Source organism: Streptococcus mobilis, assembly GCF_059727625.1.
The window spans coordinates 577,971-593,728 of the sequence record NZ_AP041823.1 but is presented as its reverse complement, the minus strand read 5'-3'; the positions used below and the strand labels follow the sequence as shown (position 1 = coordinate 593,728).

Sequence of the window (15,758 nt, the reverse complement as noted above, 5' to 3'; positions counted from 1 at the left end):
GAATGGCATAAAAAAGAACTGCTCCCAGACGTTAGATTTTTCGGATCAAACGTCGGAGGGACAGTTCACTATGATATTTTTTTACTTGTTCTCCAATTGCGCTAATTCTAGCAAGCGTTCTTTGGATAATTTTTTAATTTCAATTTGACTAGCATCTAGCAGCTGATATTCATCTGGCTCTAGCGCTTCTATAAGTTTCTTCAGAGCAAGAGAACCAATTGGATGGTAGTTTTCTGGCTTATCCGGATCTCCATCGATCGCAACCAAAAGAACTTGCCAATCAATGATACCCGCTAAGCCCACAATTTCTACATATTCTGCAGGAACATGTGGCACGCTTGGCAAGACCGTATCCGTATCTTCTGTCAAGCTATAGCTAGCTAAAAATGCTCCTGTCTCCTCCTGTTGATAAAAACGGACTTGACTGAAATAAGCTGCACTATATTGAATCTTCTTGATAAAGGCAGAGTAGGCTTCTAGTGGATGGACATGGTTCAAGACTTCCTGCACTGTATCCCGATCCAAATAGACTGGATGAGCGAAGCCTTGTACTTCAAACTCTTTTAGATCTTTTTCTTTCGTCACATTACCCAGCGTTTCTAGGATGACGACTTCATAATCAAAATGGAAAACAGAATCTGGAGTATAGCTCACGCCGTCACTGGCCACAATCTCCGTTCCTAATACTTCTGCGAGGCGACTAAGCCATCGAAGGGCCAACTGCCAATCTTCTTCTATCGCAAAAGAGGGCACCTGAATCTGATAAGACTCTTCCTCATCAAAATAGCGTAACTGCAGAGGAAGACCGCTCTTACCAAATACGATACAGTTCAAGCCTTCAAAATCATTTAAGGGACGATGAAGGGTGGCAGGATCATAGTTGTAAGTTGTTAACCCTTCAACTAATTTAAGAACTTCCTGTGCTGCGAGTACTTTCTGATAGCCAAATAAGCTCTTTTTATTTTTGATTGAAAACACGATACTCATTTGTTTTCTCCTTTGTGAAATCGCTTACCTAAAGTATAGCACAATTTTCAATCAATTTCCATATAAAAACAGCCTGAGCTTTCAGACTGTTTGTTTCCATTATGCAGGTGCTCCATCAAGCGTCTCACCGATAACGGCCAAACGCTCAGCAACCTCTGCTTGTGACAAGTTGTGTTCTTCAACATAACGATTGCGAGGGTGAACCCGGCACTCATGTGAGCAGCCACGGAGATACTTGTCTTCGTTTTCTTCTGAGGTCAAGATGCGACGGTTACAGAAAGGATTTCCACAGTTGACATAGCGTTCGCATGGTGTTCCATCAAACCAGTCTTTTCCGACAACGCTTGGATCGACATGGTTGACATCGACTGCAATCCGCTCGTCAAAGACGTACATTTTCCCATCCCACAGTTCGCCTTGAACTTCTGGGTCTTTCCCGTAAGTGGCGATTCCGCCATGCAATTGACCGACATCTTTGTAGCCTTCACGCACCATCCAGCCTGAGAATTTCTCACAGCGGACTCCACCAGTACAGTAGACGACAACACGCTTGTCCATGAATTTTTCCTTGTTATCACGAACCCATTGTGGCAATTCACGGAAGTTGCGGATGTCAGGACGAATAGCGCCACGGAAGTGACCAAGATCGTACTCGTAGTCATTCCGAGTATCAAGGACAACGGTATCTTCGTCGAGAAGAGCTTCTTTAAACTCTTTTGGTGACAAGTAAGCACCTGTTGTTTCAAGAGGATTGATGTCATTATCGAAATTATCATCTTCTAAACCAAGGTGGACAATCTCTTTCTTATAACGTACAAACATCTTCTTGAAAGCTTGCTCTTCTTCCTCATCAATCTTGAACCAGAGGTCTTCCATACCTGGAAGGCTGTGAACGTAGTCCATGTATTTTTGTGTTGTTTCGTAGTCACCAGAAACAGTTCCATTGATTCCTTCGTCAGCGACTAGGATACGTCCTTTGAGGCCGATTGATTTACAGAAGGCCAAGTGGTCGGCTGCAAATTGTTCTGCATTTTCAATGGGGGTATAGAGGTAGTAGAGTAATACGCGAATAGGTTTTGCCATAATATTCTCTTTTCTAAGATTAAATTATCAGAATTTTTCATTCAACTATACCAGTATACTCTCCCAAGAAAACGAATGCAATTTATTTGACTGAAAAATAAAAGCCTGGTTTCCCAGACTTTTATACGACGAAACCAGGATTCCAACTTCCTACTCTTCCTTTTCCAACTGATCTAGATAGGCTTCATAGCGTTTTTTCTCAACTTTTGCAAGAAGCATTACAAGGGTATTCACTCCCCATACAATTGGAAGATTCAGTAAAAAGGTAATAGGAAGTACTAGTAAGAATTTTGAATGAAAAGGATTTGCCTGATAGACAGTTTGGTTTAATTGAAAATTTTGAGCCCAGATGAACAAGGAGAGAATAGAGGTTACTGCTACAATTCCCGTCACATTTAGATAGCTATAACTGATAAATTTCACACCCAATCGTTGACAACGAACAGAGTAATACAATCCTGAGACGATGAGTAAGGCTACCACCACGATTGGACTGAGCCCCACTTTAGATGTAAAAATGGATCCCACACTAAAAGCAGTTAAGGCAAGGAAAAGAAAACCAGCCGTCTCCGCACCAGCCTTATGAGCTAAGCCTTCTTCTCGTTCATCTATGATTTGTTTGTTCAGCAATTGTAATCTCATCTCTTCCTCCTTATTCTTCATCCTCTAATTCTGCCTCGATCTTCTCTTGTTTTTTCCGATTGATAAGAGCAAGTGGTTTTTCAAGCAGATCTGTCAGGATGGCAAAGACGAGAATTTCTAATAAAATTTTGACCAGATACTTGGGACTCAAGATAAAGCTCATTGCTTCTCTCTTTCCAATCACATCCATAGCTGTCACAAGCACAGCAAAGAATAGACCTGACCCAAGGCGACTCAACCAGCTATCTTTTTCTAACATATCTCGGATATCAATCCCTGAACTGATCCTTCTTAGCAGAGCATAAATCCCCATGGCAATCAGAAGGAACATCTCAGGTAGATAAGTTAGTAGGTCTAAGTCCAGGATACTGGATTTCACAAAGGCAGATAGGGCAATAAAGCAGGTCATGCCAAGGACAAGTTCTCCTGCGATTTTTCCATCAAGTAGCATGGTCCGTTCATCTTTTACAATTGGTTCTTTCTTTTGTTTCATATGTTTCGTCTTTCTATTATTAAAACTGTTACTCCCAGAACAGTTGATCCAGCGTCTTATCCAAGGTCTTACAAATGGCAAGGCAGAGGCTGAGGGTCGGATTGTATTTCCCTGCCTCAATCAGGCCAATGGTCTGGCGTGTCACCCCGATGGCATCTGCAAGATCCCCCTGGGTCATATCATGTTCGACCCGGGCCATTTTTAATTTGAGATTTTTCGCCACATGCTTTTCCTTTCTTGTTTTATAGCTTTATTATACACTATATTTTCTATTTTGCAATATATATCTTACATTTTGTAAAAAATATTTTTTACAAAACAAAAAAAGCCTGGTTCCCCAGACTTACTCTTCTGTACGTTTAATCTTTTGTCAAACTTCCATCTTTTGTTTGAGTCCGTGCATAAGCGATCAAGAGAAGAGAACCTGCAACAGCCACTGTTAATGCATTAAAAGAACCCGCAACAACACCTTGTAGGAAGACTTTATTGGCACTTTCCTTGTAGATCAAGACATCTCCAACCGGAGCAATCAAGCCCCAGATCACAAGGTTGGATACGATTTGAACGATGTTAAAGACAATTAATTCTTTCTTTGTCACTTCCCCTTTGAATTCACCGATTTGTTTGCGGAAGAAACCAACAAAAAGTCCAAACAAACCACTTGAAATGATCCAAGTCCACCAAAGACCACCTGACATAGCATCCTTAATGGCATGACCAATCAAGCCGATTAAGAAACCGACAATCGGACCAAAAACTACACTAAAGAGAGCTTGAAGGGCATATTGCAACTGAATGCTCGTATTCGGTGCAGGTGCAGGGATTTGCAACATAGCAATCACGACAAAGAGGGCTGCTCCAACCCCAATAGCTACAACATCTTTAATTGAAAATAATGATTTCTGTTTCATTCTGATATCTCCTATTAATTTTCCATTTTTCTAATCTCGATATGCCAAGAAGCCCCAACTCCTACATTATAGGCCTTGGCAAAGGATCCCTGGTTGATGGCAAGACCAACACGGTAAAGGGAATTGATATAAAGTATTGGCTGTCCAATTCGCACATCGGCGAAAGACTTGCCGTAGGTTACTTGGTTTTGGTAAACCAGCATGTCATTGTTATAGATGGTTACTTCAAAACGTTCCCCAAATTTAGGTGACAAATGATTGAACTCTTCCCGAGTAATGGAAGTCCAAAGAGAACCAAAGCGTACATCTAGGATGTCAACTGCACCTTTAACAAGATTGTCCTCAAGAACTGTCTCAACCACTGGGATTTCCACAATATGTTCGACACTGAGTTCTGGTCCGACTTCTTCAAAACTAATATGGCCACTGGCCAACTTAGCTCCTGTATAGGCATAGACATCACGCCCATGGAAGGTATAAGAAAACTCTGTATTAGCTCGACGATTCTTCACTTCTGAAATCTCACGGATAGCAACAATCCCTACATGTTTCTTGATAAAAGAGAGAGTTCCATTATCCGGAGTGACAATGTATTGATTTTTCGCCGTTTTAGCTACGACACTCTTTCGTTTGGAACCGACACCAGGATCGACCACCGAAACAAAGGTTGTCCCTTCTGGCCAGTAATCTACTGTCTGAAAGAGACGGTAACTCCCTTCAAAAATATTGTAGGGGGTAATATCATGAGTTAAGTGGTGAATTTTAAGGGTTGGTGATTCTTCTAAAGCAACCCCAATCATAGCTGATACTGCTCCATCCACCAAACCAAAGTCTGACTGAAGAACTAGTAAATTATTGTGCATCTTTATCTCCTTTTTTGGCTAATAATGGAAGAAGGATGTTCGATAGTCCCCATCCTAATCCAGCACCCAGTATAACTGTGAGGACAAACCAAGTGATGGTCGCTAGATCTGGTGATACCATCACCCGATTGACATAGTCTATCGATTTACCACGATCCAGTAACGACATGCGGTAACTGGCTGGATAGAACCACATCATAAGAATGGGCCCTGTTGTCGCAAAGGCAAAAATAACAAAAGACAAGGCATTTCGTAAATTCGAGCGAAAACGACCACTTGAGGCGACCATCTCCGCAAAACTTCCGGCGATCAAGGCTGGAATAAAGGCCCCTGCGCCGTGACGTGAAAAGAGGAAGAAGGATCCGATCACGCAGCCAACTATAAAGATAGATCCAACTCCTTTTATTTTTTCTAGATAATAGCGGTAGATCGTCCCGCCAAACAAGGCTGAAAAGGCAGGAGCATAAAACATATTTCCTTGATGATCGACCAGATTTCCAACTAAGACCCCCAGTCCAATCGCAAGAAAATAGAGGAAAGTGAAGGCTCCAACTTGTTTTATTTGATTCACGTTTATTCTATTCATTGGATACTGATCCTAACGGTGGCTAATTTTCTTCGAAAGGAAGTCCCCGATAAATTGGACCAGAACGATCAGAATCAGGATCAATAAGGTCGCCACAAAGATGACATCATTGTTAAACATATTTTTCCCGTAGTTGATGGCCAAGGTTCCTAATCCTCCAGCACCAACGGCACCCGCCATGGCGGTTTCTCCGATCAAGGAAATGATGGTCACTGTTGTCACACGGATCAAATCAGGAAGCCCTTCACGCAGGTAGACTCCGACAATATCCCAGAAGGTTGCCCCACTGGCTTGCGCTGCTTCAATCACGCCTCCATCCAACTCGGACAAGACCACTTGGACTTGGCGGGCAAAGAATGGAAAGACAGCCAAGGATAGCGGAACAAGGGCTGCTGTAGGACCGATGGTATTTTTCAAGAGCAAGTAGGTCAAGGGATTAATAAAGGCCAACAAGATAATGAAAGGAATGGCGCGGAACAAGGAAGTAATCTTATCCAAAATTTGGAAAACGATTCTATTTTCGATGACACCACCTGGACGGGTCAAGACTAACAAAAGTCCTGTCACCAAACCTAAAAATCCACCAATAATGAAGGAAATAACGGTCATGTAAAGAGTCAAGTAAATAGCGGTTCCCCATCCATACTGGCCAGACCACCCTAATTTATAGACATTTGGTAAATATGTTTGAATTAACTGGATCATGCTTTTCTCCCATCTTTCACAATAGTCACGGAAACTCCTGCATTTTCTAACTCAGCTTTGGCCGTTTCCAGATTTTGAGTCTCACCTGATAAGATGACCACCAATTCTCCGACAGGAGTGTGATCAAGGATCTCGATGTTCCCAAATAAAATGTTGGCAGATACTTGGTACTGCTTGTAAATATCATTGATGATGGCTGTATCTGTCACAGAACCTGCATACTTAAGATGCGCTAAAATCGAATCATCAGGCAAGTTCTTCACAATCGCTTGTTGATTGATTTTCACCATGGCTTCATCGATTCCTGTTGCAACCGTGATAAAGTCTTGCGTCAAAGCATTTTTCGGATTCGAGAAGATATCTAACACAGACCCTTCTTCAATCAGTTCGCCATTTTGCATGACAGCTACCCGGTTGGCAATATCTTTGACAATTTGCATCTCATGGGTGATCAAGACAATGGTTAAACCAAGTTTTTTGTTTAACTCTTGCAACAAAGCTAGAATTTGTTTGGTCGTCTTTGGATCCAAGGCTGAAGTTGACTCATCTGAGATCAAAATTTTTGGATCGTTGGCAAGGGCACGCGCAATCGCTACCCGCTGCTTTTGACCACCAGACAATTGTGCTGGGTAATTCTCTGCACGGTCAGCTAGACCAACCAATTCCAACAATTTCGCCACTTTCTCATTCTTTTGTTCTTTGTTTAATTTAGAATGTTTAAGAGCAAAGGCTACATTTTCTGCGACGGTCATTTGAGCCATCAAGTTGAAGTGTTGGAAGATCATTCCGATATCCCGACGTTTCTCCCGAAGGGCAGCCGGTTTTAAAGTCACCTGATCTTGATAAATCACATCCCCGTCCACAGTGATGGTTCCGGCGCTAGGCACTTGCAAGAGATTGATCACCCGAACCAAGGTCGATTTCCCCGCTCCGGAATACCCTACAATCCCATAGATATCGCCTTCATTAATATGAATGGTCACATCTTTGACGGCTTGGATCTGACGTTTCTTTTGCTGGAAGGTCACATCAATGTGGTCCAGCTGAATCATTGCTTTACTCATAACTTGCTATTAACTCCTTTATCAATTCAATATGGGTGTAATAATCGGCAATTTTCACATTTTCGTCGCCCCCATGATCACGGCTATTAGCATTGCCAATTCCAAAGGCTGCCATCGGTACCTGCAAAGCCTCAAATACCGTATGCATTGGCCCTGTCCCCGCTGTTGTTGGAAGAACAGAGACTCCTTCTCTATAGAAATCTTTGGCCAGCCGAATGACATTTAAAATCGATGGGGCACTCATATCACTTCGGTAACTCATTTCACCGAGAGTATAGACCAATTCGACCTGATCATAACCGTTCTTCTTCAATTGTTGCTTGATCTTTTCTAAGATATCCTTGGGATCCAGTCCAGGAACCAAACGCACCTCCATCTTAGCACGCGCCTCTGCTGGAAGAATCGTTTTGACACCTTGACCTTGGTAACCAGAACCAAAACCTTCAATATTCAAAGCTGGTTCAAAATAGAAACGGCGCAAGAATTCTTTCCGGTCTTCCTTCAAGACGGGGAGAGTAAGACCATAGGTTTCTGCAACATCTTCTGGGCCTTTGTTGGCATATTGTTCAATCAAAGCGAGCTCGCGTTCATTGGGTTCTTGTATCTGATCGTAAATCCCATCCACCAAGATTCGACCTTCTTTGTCACGTAGACTTGCAATGGCATTTAACAAATACCAGGAAGCAGAGTCTACGACACCACCATAGCTGGAATGGATATCCACTTCTGCACTCTTCACCACCATATCAAAGGTGACGATCCCTTTGCTACCACCAGAAATTTCCAACTGACCCTGATGATTTCGGGTACCTTGTTCCCAAACTAGGAGGTCTGCCCCACGCAAGTGTTTCTTATGTTTAGCTAAGTATTTATCCAAGTCAGTCGATGCAGACTCCTCTGCCCCTTCGATGATAAAAGTGATATTGACTGGCAAATCGCCACTTTCACGAATGTATTTTCGAAGAGCTGTGAGACGAGCTGTGATATGTCCCTTGTCATCATCAACCCCTCGACCGTACATGGTCCCGTAATGAACAGATAAGGTAAAAGGATCTCCCGTCCAAGGTTGGTCTCCATCCGCTGGTACTGTATCATAGTGGTTATAAAAGATGATGGTTTTTGCGTCTGGATTTGGGGAGAAAAATTTGGCAATCACAAAAGGGGCTGTGTAGCTATCATCAACTTCGACTTTGGCTCCTGCAGCTGTAAAAATTTCCCCCAAATAGTTGGCCACTTCCTTGAGACCTACTTGTTGAGCAAAGATGGATTTTTTTGAAATCAAGGTTCGCAACACTTCAAAATAATGTTGTGCGACCTCATCATTTTCAAATTTACGAATTTGTTCCGCTTCTGTTGCAAAAGGCATGCATTCCTCCTAATACACGATAAGAGGTAGAGAATTGCTTCTCCACCTCCTTCATACACTTGAGATCGAATCTTAGAAGACTGGTTGGTCCATTCCTTCTGAAGATTCTTCGATCGCTTTTTTCACATTGTCTTTGTGATAGGCATCGATGATTTCTTTGATTGCTTTTGCTTTGTCAGATTTTTCCCAATCTTTCTTAGCAGCAATCAAATTGTACCATTGTTTTGAGTTGTTGTCTTTCTTTTCAACATAGATCGCTTTTTTGAAGTCAACCCCTGCTTCACGAACGAAGGTATTGTTGATGACTGCAGCATCTACTGAAGGAAGAGCAGAAGGCGTTTGAGAAGCATCCAATTCAGAAATCTTCAAATCTTTTGGATTTTCTTTGATGTTTGATACGTTTGCCAATTGTCCATCTTTGGTATCCAACTTAATCAAACCTGCTGATTGCAAGACATACAAGGCACGGCTTTCATTTGTTGGGTCATTTGGTACGGCAATGGTTCCACCTTTTGGAATTTCTTTGATAGAAGTGTATTTATTTTTACCGTTTTCTGTACCAGAGTAGAGACGGATTGGAGCAATGTAAGTATCCGCTACAGAGACAAGCGCATCATCATTTTTAGAATTCCAGTTATCCAAGAAGTTGTGGTGTTGGAAAGCATTGATATCTACACTACCATCTTTTACAGCAACGTTTGGTTGTGAGTAATCTGTAAATTGGGTGAATTCCAATTTAATGCCTTTTCCTTTGAGGTTTTCTTCGACTGCATCCCAACGAGCTTTTTCAGTGTCACTCAAAGTCATGACACCCACTTTAACTGTTGTTTCGCCATCTTTGCTAGATGATTTTGAAGAACCACATGCTGCAAGAGCAACTGTTGCGACAGCTGCAAGAGCTGTTAAACCAAGAATTTTTTTCAATTTCATTTTAAAATCTCCTTTAATTAAATATTATTCTTTAATATCTTTTGCTTCTGGTAGGTAAGAACCACCGAAGTATTTTTTAGACAATTTTTTAAGGGTTCCATTGTCATAGAGTTCCTTGATGCGTTTGTTGACAAATTTTTGAAGGTCTTTATCTTCTTTTGCAATAATTGGATAAACATAAGGTTGTTGGTCGCTTGGAAGCTCGATAACCTTCAAGTTGTCATAGCCTTGATCACGAATGATGGTATCTACAGAAATCCGTTCGAAGATCTTGTAATCGGTACGACCATCCGCTAGATTGGCCATGATGGTTTGAATCGTTCCATCTGTGTATTGCAAGTCGGTTGGATTATCTGAATGTTTTTTATTGTAATCTTCTAATTGTTTAGCAGTAGATGTTCCTTGAACAACTTCTGTTTTCTTGCCACCAATGTCATCCAAAGATTTAATAGAAGAATCTTTTGGTACGACCAGTACTAATGGATTACGAGCATATGGATTTGGATAGAGGTATTTTTCTTCCCGCTCTTTTGAGTAGCTGATGTTGTTGGCACCGATTTGGAAACGGTCACTATCCAATCCAGCAAAGACTGAAGACCACTCTGTCTTGTTAAAGTTCACTTCGTATTTATCTGAACCTTTAAAGATTTCACGCAATACTTCGATCTCATAACCAGTTAGCTTACCGTCTTTTTCTTCATAAGAGAAGGGTTTGGTTGTTCCAACCGTCCCAACTTCAATGGTTTTCTTCCCACTGGCTGATTTGCCAGATGAACATGCTACTAAAGCACCGGTTGCAAGGACTGCAACTAATCCTAAAGCAGAATACTTAATCACTTTTTTTAGATTCATAGGATCTCCTTTTTGGTTTCAGGCACATAAAACGCCATTTTAAAAGTATTTTTTTATTTTATCAGAAAAACATTCACTTGCCTAATATATATTTTTTATGGAGGTGATAGTTTTTCTTTATCACACTTATTTTTCTTTGAAATACCGCAATAAAGCTTGCGCATTTTCAACATAATAGGGAACGGATACCTCAAAGGCTGCATCATCGATGGTCATGTGATCATGATGGAGGTCTGGCGCATCCGGATCTCCATTTGAACCGATAAAGGCAAAAACTCCAGGAATTCGTTCTTGGTAAAAGGCGAAGTCTTCTCCAGCTGTAGATGGATTTGCTGGAAGCACCTCAGCCAAGTCTTGTGAAGCTTCCCAAACGACTTTGGTCAATTCCTCATCATTAAAGGTAACAGGCGGGGTCACTCCCCACTCAAAAGCCACATCCACTTCCAGGCTTTTTGCTATATGACGAATGATCGAAATGAAATGTTCCTTCAACTCTCTTTGCACACTCGGATTAAAGGAGCGAATCGTTCCTTCAAAATAGCCTGATTTTGGGAGTACATTCCAGGTTGAACCTACATCCAAGTGAGTAATAGACAAAACAGCTGTTTCAAAAGGAGAAACGGTCCGTGAAATTAATAATTGTACATTCTGAACCATGGTTGTGACGGCTGTTACCGTATCAACTCCCAAGTCTGGTCTCGCAGCATGGCTACTAACCCCTGTTACAGTGACCTTAAATTTCTCTACCCCTGCCATCATAGCTCCAGCATTCAAAGCAAGTTGTCCTGCTTTTAGCTGAGGCATATTATGAAATCCAATAATTCCTTGAACATCCTCCAACAGTCCTGTTGCTAGAACGTCAGAAGCACCTTCTGAAATTTCTTCTGCCGGTTGAAAGATCAAGCGTATTGTTCCTTCCAGCTGATCTTCTTTTTCCTTGAGAAGAGCTGCTGCTCCTAGAAGACTGGTTTGATGAAAATCGTGACCACAAGCATGCATGACACCTGGATATTGACTTTGGTAGGGAAGATTCGTTTGTTCCAAAATCGGAAGGGCGTCGATATCTGCACGTAGCGCCACCACTGGTTGGCCGGACCCAATTTCTGCAATCAGACCAGTTTTTAACCCACTCTCTAAAATACGAATCCCCAACTCTTCCAAACGTTCCCTTATAAAGGCGGTTGTCTGGTATTCTTGACCAGACAATTCAGGGTGTTGGTGGATATAGTGGCGAATCTCTGCTAACTCTTCATAAGAAAAAGACACAAGCCTTCATCTCCTTTCAAACTTAAAATTATTCTATCACTAATAGGTGTTTCCGTCTAATTCCTGTTTCTTGGGTTTTGATATAGTTTCAAACTATAGATAAAAACACTCCTAGATTCATTTCCTAGGAGTGCCAACTTCAGCCTTAAGAAAGATTTCCCTCGAATTTTTCCATAAAGCTATCACTATTATAGGCTTTTTCCACTTCCCACTTGCCATCTTTCTTAACAAAGGTCAACTGGTAGTCGTACCGATCCGGCGTCGTTAAGGGACGATCTGCAAGAGAAGCCATCATTTCCTCTCTATAGGCTTTGTTTTGAGCCTGATTCGCTTCGATGATCCCTGGGTAGTCTTTACGATGTTCTTGATAGAAGGTCTGCATGTGGTTTAAAATCGTCTTTTCCATGCTGACAGTCTCAGGATTTAAACTAATGACCACCTTGTCCGGGAGATATTGTTTCACCTTATAGGTTAATTTAGCACGCTTTGCATTTTCCTTTTCATAAGCATCAATAAACTGGGTCACTTCTTCTTCTGGAAATTGGTAATCATGCAATTGACGGGTAAAATCAGCCGCAAATTTCGCACGGAAATCACTGGCTTCCTTTTTCAAATCAGTTCCCAAAACAAAAGCATTATCCTTTTTGACCTTTCGTTGGCCACTAAAGTAAACTTGATTGATGTATTCATCAGCTAGAAGGGTGGAAGCTTCCACCTTGTCCTCATAATGAGAAGAATCCACCACAAATTTTAGAGGCTTCGTTTTTTTATCAGAGCTATAGGTTTTTCGTTCATACTGCACTTCGTATTTTTTGCCTTTTTCGACTGGAAAGACTATATAGCCGGTTAATTTTTTATCTTGGGCCAACTGATCACTCTTGAGCAATTGGAAGGCTTCCGTTTGGTCATAAATTCCTGACTGCAATTTGACCTTGTTATTCTCCGCATCGTAGATGGTGATATCTGAATCTGACACGTTGATAGATTCTTTGGAAACATTCTTAAATTCTAATTGAAGGGCCAAATAAGTGCCGTCTTCTGAGTCATTGAGGACAGACGGTTTGATGTATTGCCCTCCTTTTAGGCTCAGCTCTACTTGACCGTCAGATGCAGAGCTTTTCGCTGCTTTTTCTGTCTTTGCTTGCTGTGAATTTGTCTTTTGAGCAGTAGTTCCACAAGCTACTAGACTCAAGGTCGCCACAGCAAATAAGGTCCATTTAAAAATCTTTTTCATTCTCATCTCCTTAAAAAAGTTTTGTTCTATTTTAACATCTTTTTCTAGCTATGTATACGCTATATAGTGATAACTCTTCCCTCAAAGGGCGAGGATCACAAAAAGGCTAAGACCTTCGTCTCAACCTTTTAACTGAAAAATAATTGATCTTGGTTTTACAAGATTCCTTTTTCTTTTTGAATCATGAGATCCTTGAGGGAAATCAAGAGGACCGCAAAAAGGATCATAGCCATCCCTATAAAATCAATGGCAAAGAAATGTTCATTCATAATGGCAAAAGCAAAGAATACGGCTGAAATAGGCTCAATAGCTGCAAGAAGGCTACCTTTGACCGGTCCAATCAGAGTTGTCCCTTTCAAAAAGACCGTATAGGCAAATATGGTCCCTATCACCACTAAGCCAACTAAGCCCATTAGATTATCCATGCTATATTGGCCATGAAAAAGTCTTCTTCCTGTGAAGGGAATCATCACAAGTCCTGGAATGAGCATACCGATACCAATCACCAACATACTACCCCATTTTTGAATTAACTGAATAGGCAGAATGATGTAGAGGGCATAGGCAAAGGCAGAAACAAGTCCCCAAGCTAGCCCTTTAGGAGTGATTGCCAATTGATTAAGTTGACCATGGGTTGCAATGAGAAAGGTCCCTGCGATGGCTAAGATCATCGAAATGATTTCAGATACCGTAGGAGCTACCCGATCCTTAACACAAGAATAGGCCAAAACTCCAATGGGACAGAGATATTGCAAAACAGTTGCAGTACCTGCATTAGTCGCATCAATCGCTTCTAGATAAGTCAATTGGGTCATTAACAACCCTAAAAAAGCAAATAAGAACAAGGAAAGGTAGGACGAGCGGTCTGTTAGAAAAGCCTTTACTTTTTCCTGGTCCGCTAGATATGCAAGAAGCAGTAGTACAGCTCCTGAAAACACTAAACGAATCGTTGTCAAACCGATTGCTGTAAATCCATGAGCCATCAGGTACTGGCCACAGGCTCCTGACAAGCCCCAAGCGATCCCAGCAATCAAGGTCATGAGCGTTCCTTTCATCGTCTTTGACATAGTCCCCTCCAAAATCTATTCCTTACTTTTATTGTATCATAAAAGGCCGAAACGAAACGTTTCAGCCTCATATATTTCATATAAAATTATTCGCTTATTCAGGTTGAACCAAGATCTTGATTTGAGATTTATCTTGTGTCAATTCAACAAATCCTTCTTCAACGATATTTTCCAATTTGATTTTCTTAGTAACCAATTTCTCAGCAGAGAAGTATCCTTGTTCCATCAATTCCAAGACTTTAGGGAAGATGTGGCGGTAGGCAATAATTCCTTTGAGGGATTTTTCTTGAATAGCGAATTCATTTGGATTGATGCTGGCTTCACGTTCCCAGATAGATACGACCATACATTCCCCAGCTTTATGAACGGCTGCAAGGGCTTGGCCTAAAACAACTGGAACCCCAGTGACTTCATAAGAAACATCTGCTCCACCACCTGTCAAACGATGGATGGCTTCTACGACTGTTTCTCCTTCTTCTGGGCGAACAACGATCGCTCCCAATTCTTCTGCTTTGGCTTGGCGTTCAGGAGACAATTCAACCGCATAGATTTTTGATGCGCCTGCTGCACGAAGGGCTTCAACGATCAAAAGACCAATTGGGCCTAAACCAAAGATAACTGCTGTATCACCAGTTTTCAAAGCAGATTGACGGACAGCATACACAGCTACAGCAGCAGGTTCTGTGAGAGCGGCTTGTTCATAGCTCAAGCTGTCTGGAATCACATGGACCAGATCACCATCAAGAACACAATATTTAGCAAAACCACCATCTGCAGCGAGGCCGACGAAGTTCAAGTTTGGATCAAGGTTATAATCACCAATTAAGTTGTGCTCTGCAAGAATTGGTTCGATGGTTACACGATCCCCAACTTTGACACGAGTGACATCACTTCCGACTTCTACAATTTCACCAGAGAATTCATGTCCCAAAGTAACTGGTGCTTTTTGACCAGAATAAACATGTTCTTCTGTTGGAATGAAGATTGGGCCGTCCAAATATTCATGCAAGTCTGTCCCGCAAATCCCCGTGAACTTAACTGCCACCTTTACTTGATGTGGTTGTACTTCAGGTACCTCCACCTCTTCGATACGAACGTCTTTTGCTGCATGCCAGCGTGCTGCTTTCATAGTAGCCATAGGATGGTCTCCTTGTTTTCATGATTTTTAGTTTTCTTTTCAGGAAACTTTATACACCATATTGTAAACGTTTTCTTTTTGCTTGTCAAGGAAAAACTGAACAAAGAAGACAATGAAGAAATAAACCTAGTGATGACTTCTTTTCCTCTCCACATTACAAGACTTTTTCTGTATCCGACAAACCTCCAATCTCCACCCCAAAATCCAACCAAGGACCAAGAGATAATTTTCAAGCGCACCGATCCCATTGACTGGCAAATGATAGTTGAGATAAGCAAATAAATGATTCGTCCCAATTCCAATCCCACCTAGGATCAAAGCCAATAGAACCGTCCGAAGATAAAACCAATCGTATTTGAGATTGACAGCAATGAGAATCACAAGAACTGCCACATTCCAAATCCCAATCTCCCGTTGCCAACCGACAGAAACACCATATCCCGAATGACTTCCCATATAAGATGGAAAGAACAGCTGGAAGACAATCGCTCCAGACATGGCGATGATAACCAGGACAAATAAGACTCTTAAAAATTTGTTCATGTAACTCCTCCTAATGCCAGTTGATATG

General features: G+C 41.6%; 18 protein-coding genes. All 18 read right to left on the bottom strand.

The features are described from left to right. Positions 1-81: 81 nt before the first annotated feature. Complete coding sequence (locus tag AC6IZR_RS02800; RefSeq protein ID WP_070586976.1) at positions 82-987, bottom strand: DUF4299 family protein; 906 nt, start codon at positions 985-987, stop codon at positions 82-84. Between the two features lie 99 nt (positions 988-1,086). Then, positions 1,087-2,070, bottom strand: a complete 984-nt coding sequence (gene trhO / locus AC6IZR_RS02795; protein ID WP_497848751.1) for an oxygen-dependent tRNA uridine(34) hydroxylase TrhO — start codon at positions 2,068-2,070, stop codon at positions 1,087-1,089. Between the two features lie 150 nt (positions 2,071-2,220). Further along, complete coding sequence (locus tag AC6IZR_RS02790) at positions 2,221-2,712, bottom strand: DUF6773 family protein (protein WP_497848750.1); 492 nt, start codon at positions 2,710-2,712, stop codon at positions 2,221-2,223. Positions 2,713-2,722: 10 nt separating this feature from the next. Next, complete coding sequence (locus AC6IZR_RS02785; protein ID WP_497848749.1) at positions 2,723-3,205, bottom strand: DUF6773 family protein; 483 nt, start codon at positions 3,203-3,205, stop codon at positions 2,723-2,725. A 28-nt stretch (positions 3,206-3,233) separates the two neighbouring features. Beyond that, positions 3,234-3,428, bottom strand: coding sequence for a helix-turn-helix transcriptional regulator (locus AC6IZR_RS02780; protein ID WP_003005328.1), 195 nt, complete (start codon positions 3,426-3,428; stop codon positions 3,234-3,236). 136 nt (positions 3,429-3,564) lie between these two features. After that, on the bottom strand, positions 3,565-4,116 hold the full coding sequence (locus AC6IZR_RS02775; RefSeq protein ID WP_049472837.1) for an ECF-type riboflavin transporter substrate-binding protein: 552 nt from the start codon (positions 4,114-4,116) through the stop codon (positions 3,565-3,567). Positions 4,117-4,130: 14 nt separating this feature from the next. Continuing rightward, positions 4,131-4,979 (bottom strand): SAM hydrolase/SAM-dependent halogenase family protein, encoded by an 849-nt coding sequence (locus AC6IZR_RS02770; RefSeq protein WP_214259965.1) that lies wholly within the window; start codon positions 4,977-4,979, stop codon positions 4,131-4,133. After that, positions 4,969-5,565, bottom strand: coding sequence for an MptD family putative ECF transporter S component (locus AC6IZR_RS02765; RefSeq protein ID WP_342983251.1), 597 nt, complete (start codon positions 5,563-5,565; stop codon positions 4,969-4,971). The genes AC6IZR_RS02770 and AC6IZR_RS02765 overlap by 11 nt, the downstream gene beginning before the upstream one ends. Before the next feature lie 12 nt (positions 5,566-5,577). Next, on the bottom strand, positions 5,578-6,270 hold the full coding sequence (locus AC6IZR_RS02760) for a methionine ABC transporter permease (RefSeq protein WP_003008487.1): 693 nt from the start codon (positions 6,268-6,270) through the stop codon (positions 5,578-5,580). Continuing rightward, positions 6,267-7,334 (bottom strand): methionine ABC transporter ATP-binding protein, encoded by a 1,068-nt coding sequence (locus AC6IZR_RS02755; protein ID WP_070662629.1) that lies wholly within the window; start codon positions 7,332-7,334, stop codon positions 6,267-6,269. The genes AC6IZR_RS02760 and AC6IZR_RS02755 overlap by 4 nt, the downstream gene beginning before the upstream one ends. Further along, on the bottom strand, positions 7,327-8,700 hold the full coding sequence (locus AC6IZR_RS02750) for a M20/M25/M40 family metallo-hydrolase (RefSeq protein ID WP_497848748.1): 1,374 nt from the start codon (positions 8,698-8,700) through the stop codon (positions 7,327-7,329). The genes AC6IZR_RS02755 and AC6IZR_RS02750 overlap by 8 nt, the downstream gene beginning before the upstream one ends. A 72-nt stretch (positions 8,701-8,772) precedes the next feature. After that, positions 8,773-9,630 (bottom strand): MetQ/NlpA family ABC transporter substrate-binding protein, encoded by an 858-nt coding sequence (locus AC6IZR_RS02745; protein WP_485777621.1) that lies wholly within the window; start codon positions 9,628-9,630, stop codon positions 8,773-8,775. Between the two features lie 24 nt (positions 9,631-9,654). Then, positions 9,655-10,482, bottom strand: coding sequence for an amino acid ABC transporter substrate-binding protein (locus AC6IZR_RS02740; RefSeq protein WP_497848747.1), 828 nt, complete (start codon positions 10,480-10,482; stop codon positions 9,655-9,657). A gap of 126 nt (positions 10,483-10,608) precedes the next feature. Then, the gene (locus AC6IZR_RS02735) at positions 10,609-11,748 is read right to left on the bottom strand and encodes an amidohydrolase (protein ID WP_497848746.1); all 1,140 of its coding nucleotides are present in this window, start codon (positions 11,746-11,748) and stop codon (positions 10,609-10,611) included. 145 nt (positions 11,749-11,893) lie between these two features. Then, positions 11,894-12,982: a DUF4352 domain-containing protein gene (locus AC6IZR_RS02730; RefSeq protein ID WP_497848745.1), complete on the bottom strand. Its 1,089-nt coding sequence runs from the start codon at positions 12,980-12,982 to the stop codon at positions 11,894-11,896. A 155-nt stretch (positions 12,983-13,137) separates the two neighbouring features. Further along, positions 13,138-14,049, bottom strand: coding sequence for a DMT family transporter (locus AC6IZR_RS02725; RefSeq protein ID WP_272157540.1), 912 nt, complete (start codon positions 14,047-14,049; stop codon positions 13,138-13,140). Between the two features lie 94 nt (positions 14,050-14,143). Continuing rightward, positions 14,144-15,187 carry a 2,3-butanediol dehydrogenase gene (locus AC6IZR_RS02720; protein ID WP_049487948.1) on the bottom strand — a complete coding sequence of 348 codons (1,044 nt, stop codon included), beginning with the start codon at positions 15,185-15,187 and terminating at the stop codon, positions 14,144-14,146. A 126-nt stretch (positions 15,188-15,313) separates the two neighbouring features. Continuing rightward, positions 15,314-15,730, bottom strand: a complete 417-nt coding sequence (locus AC6IZR_RS02715; RefSeq protein ID WP_014713786.1) for a hypothetical protein — start codon at positions 15,728-15,730, stop codon at positions 15,314-15,316. Between the last annotated feature and the right edge of the window lie 28 nt (positions 15,731-15,758).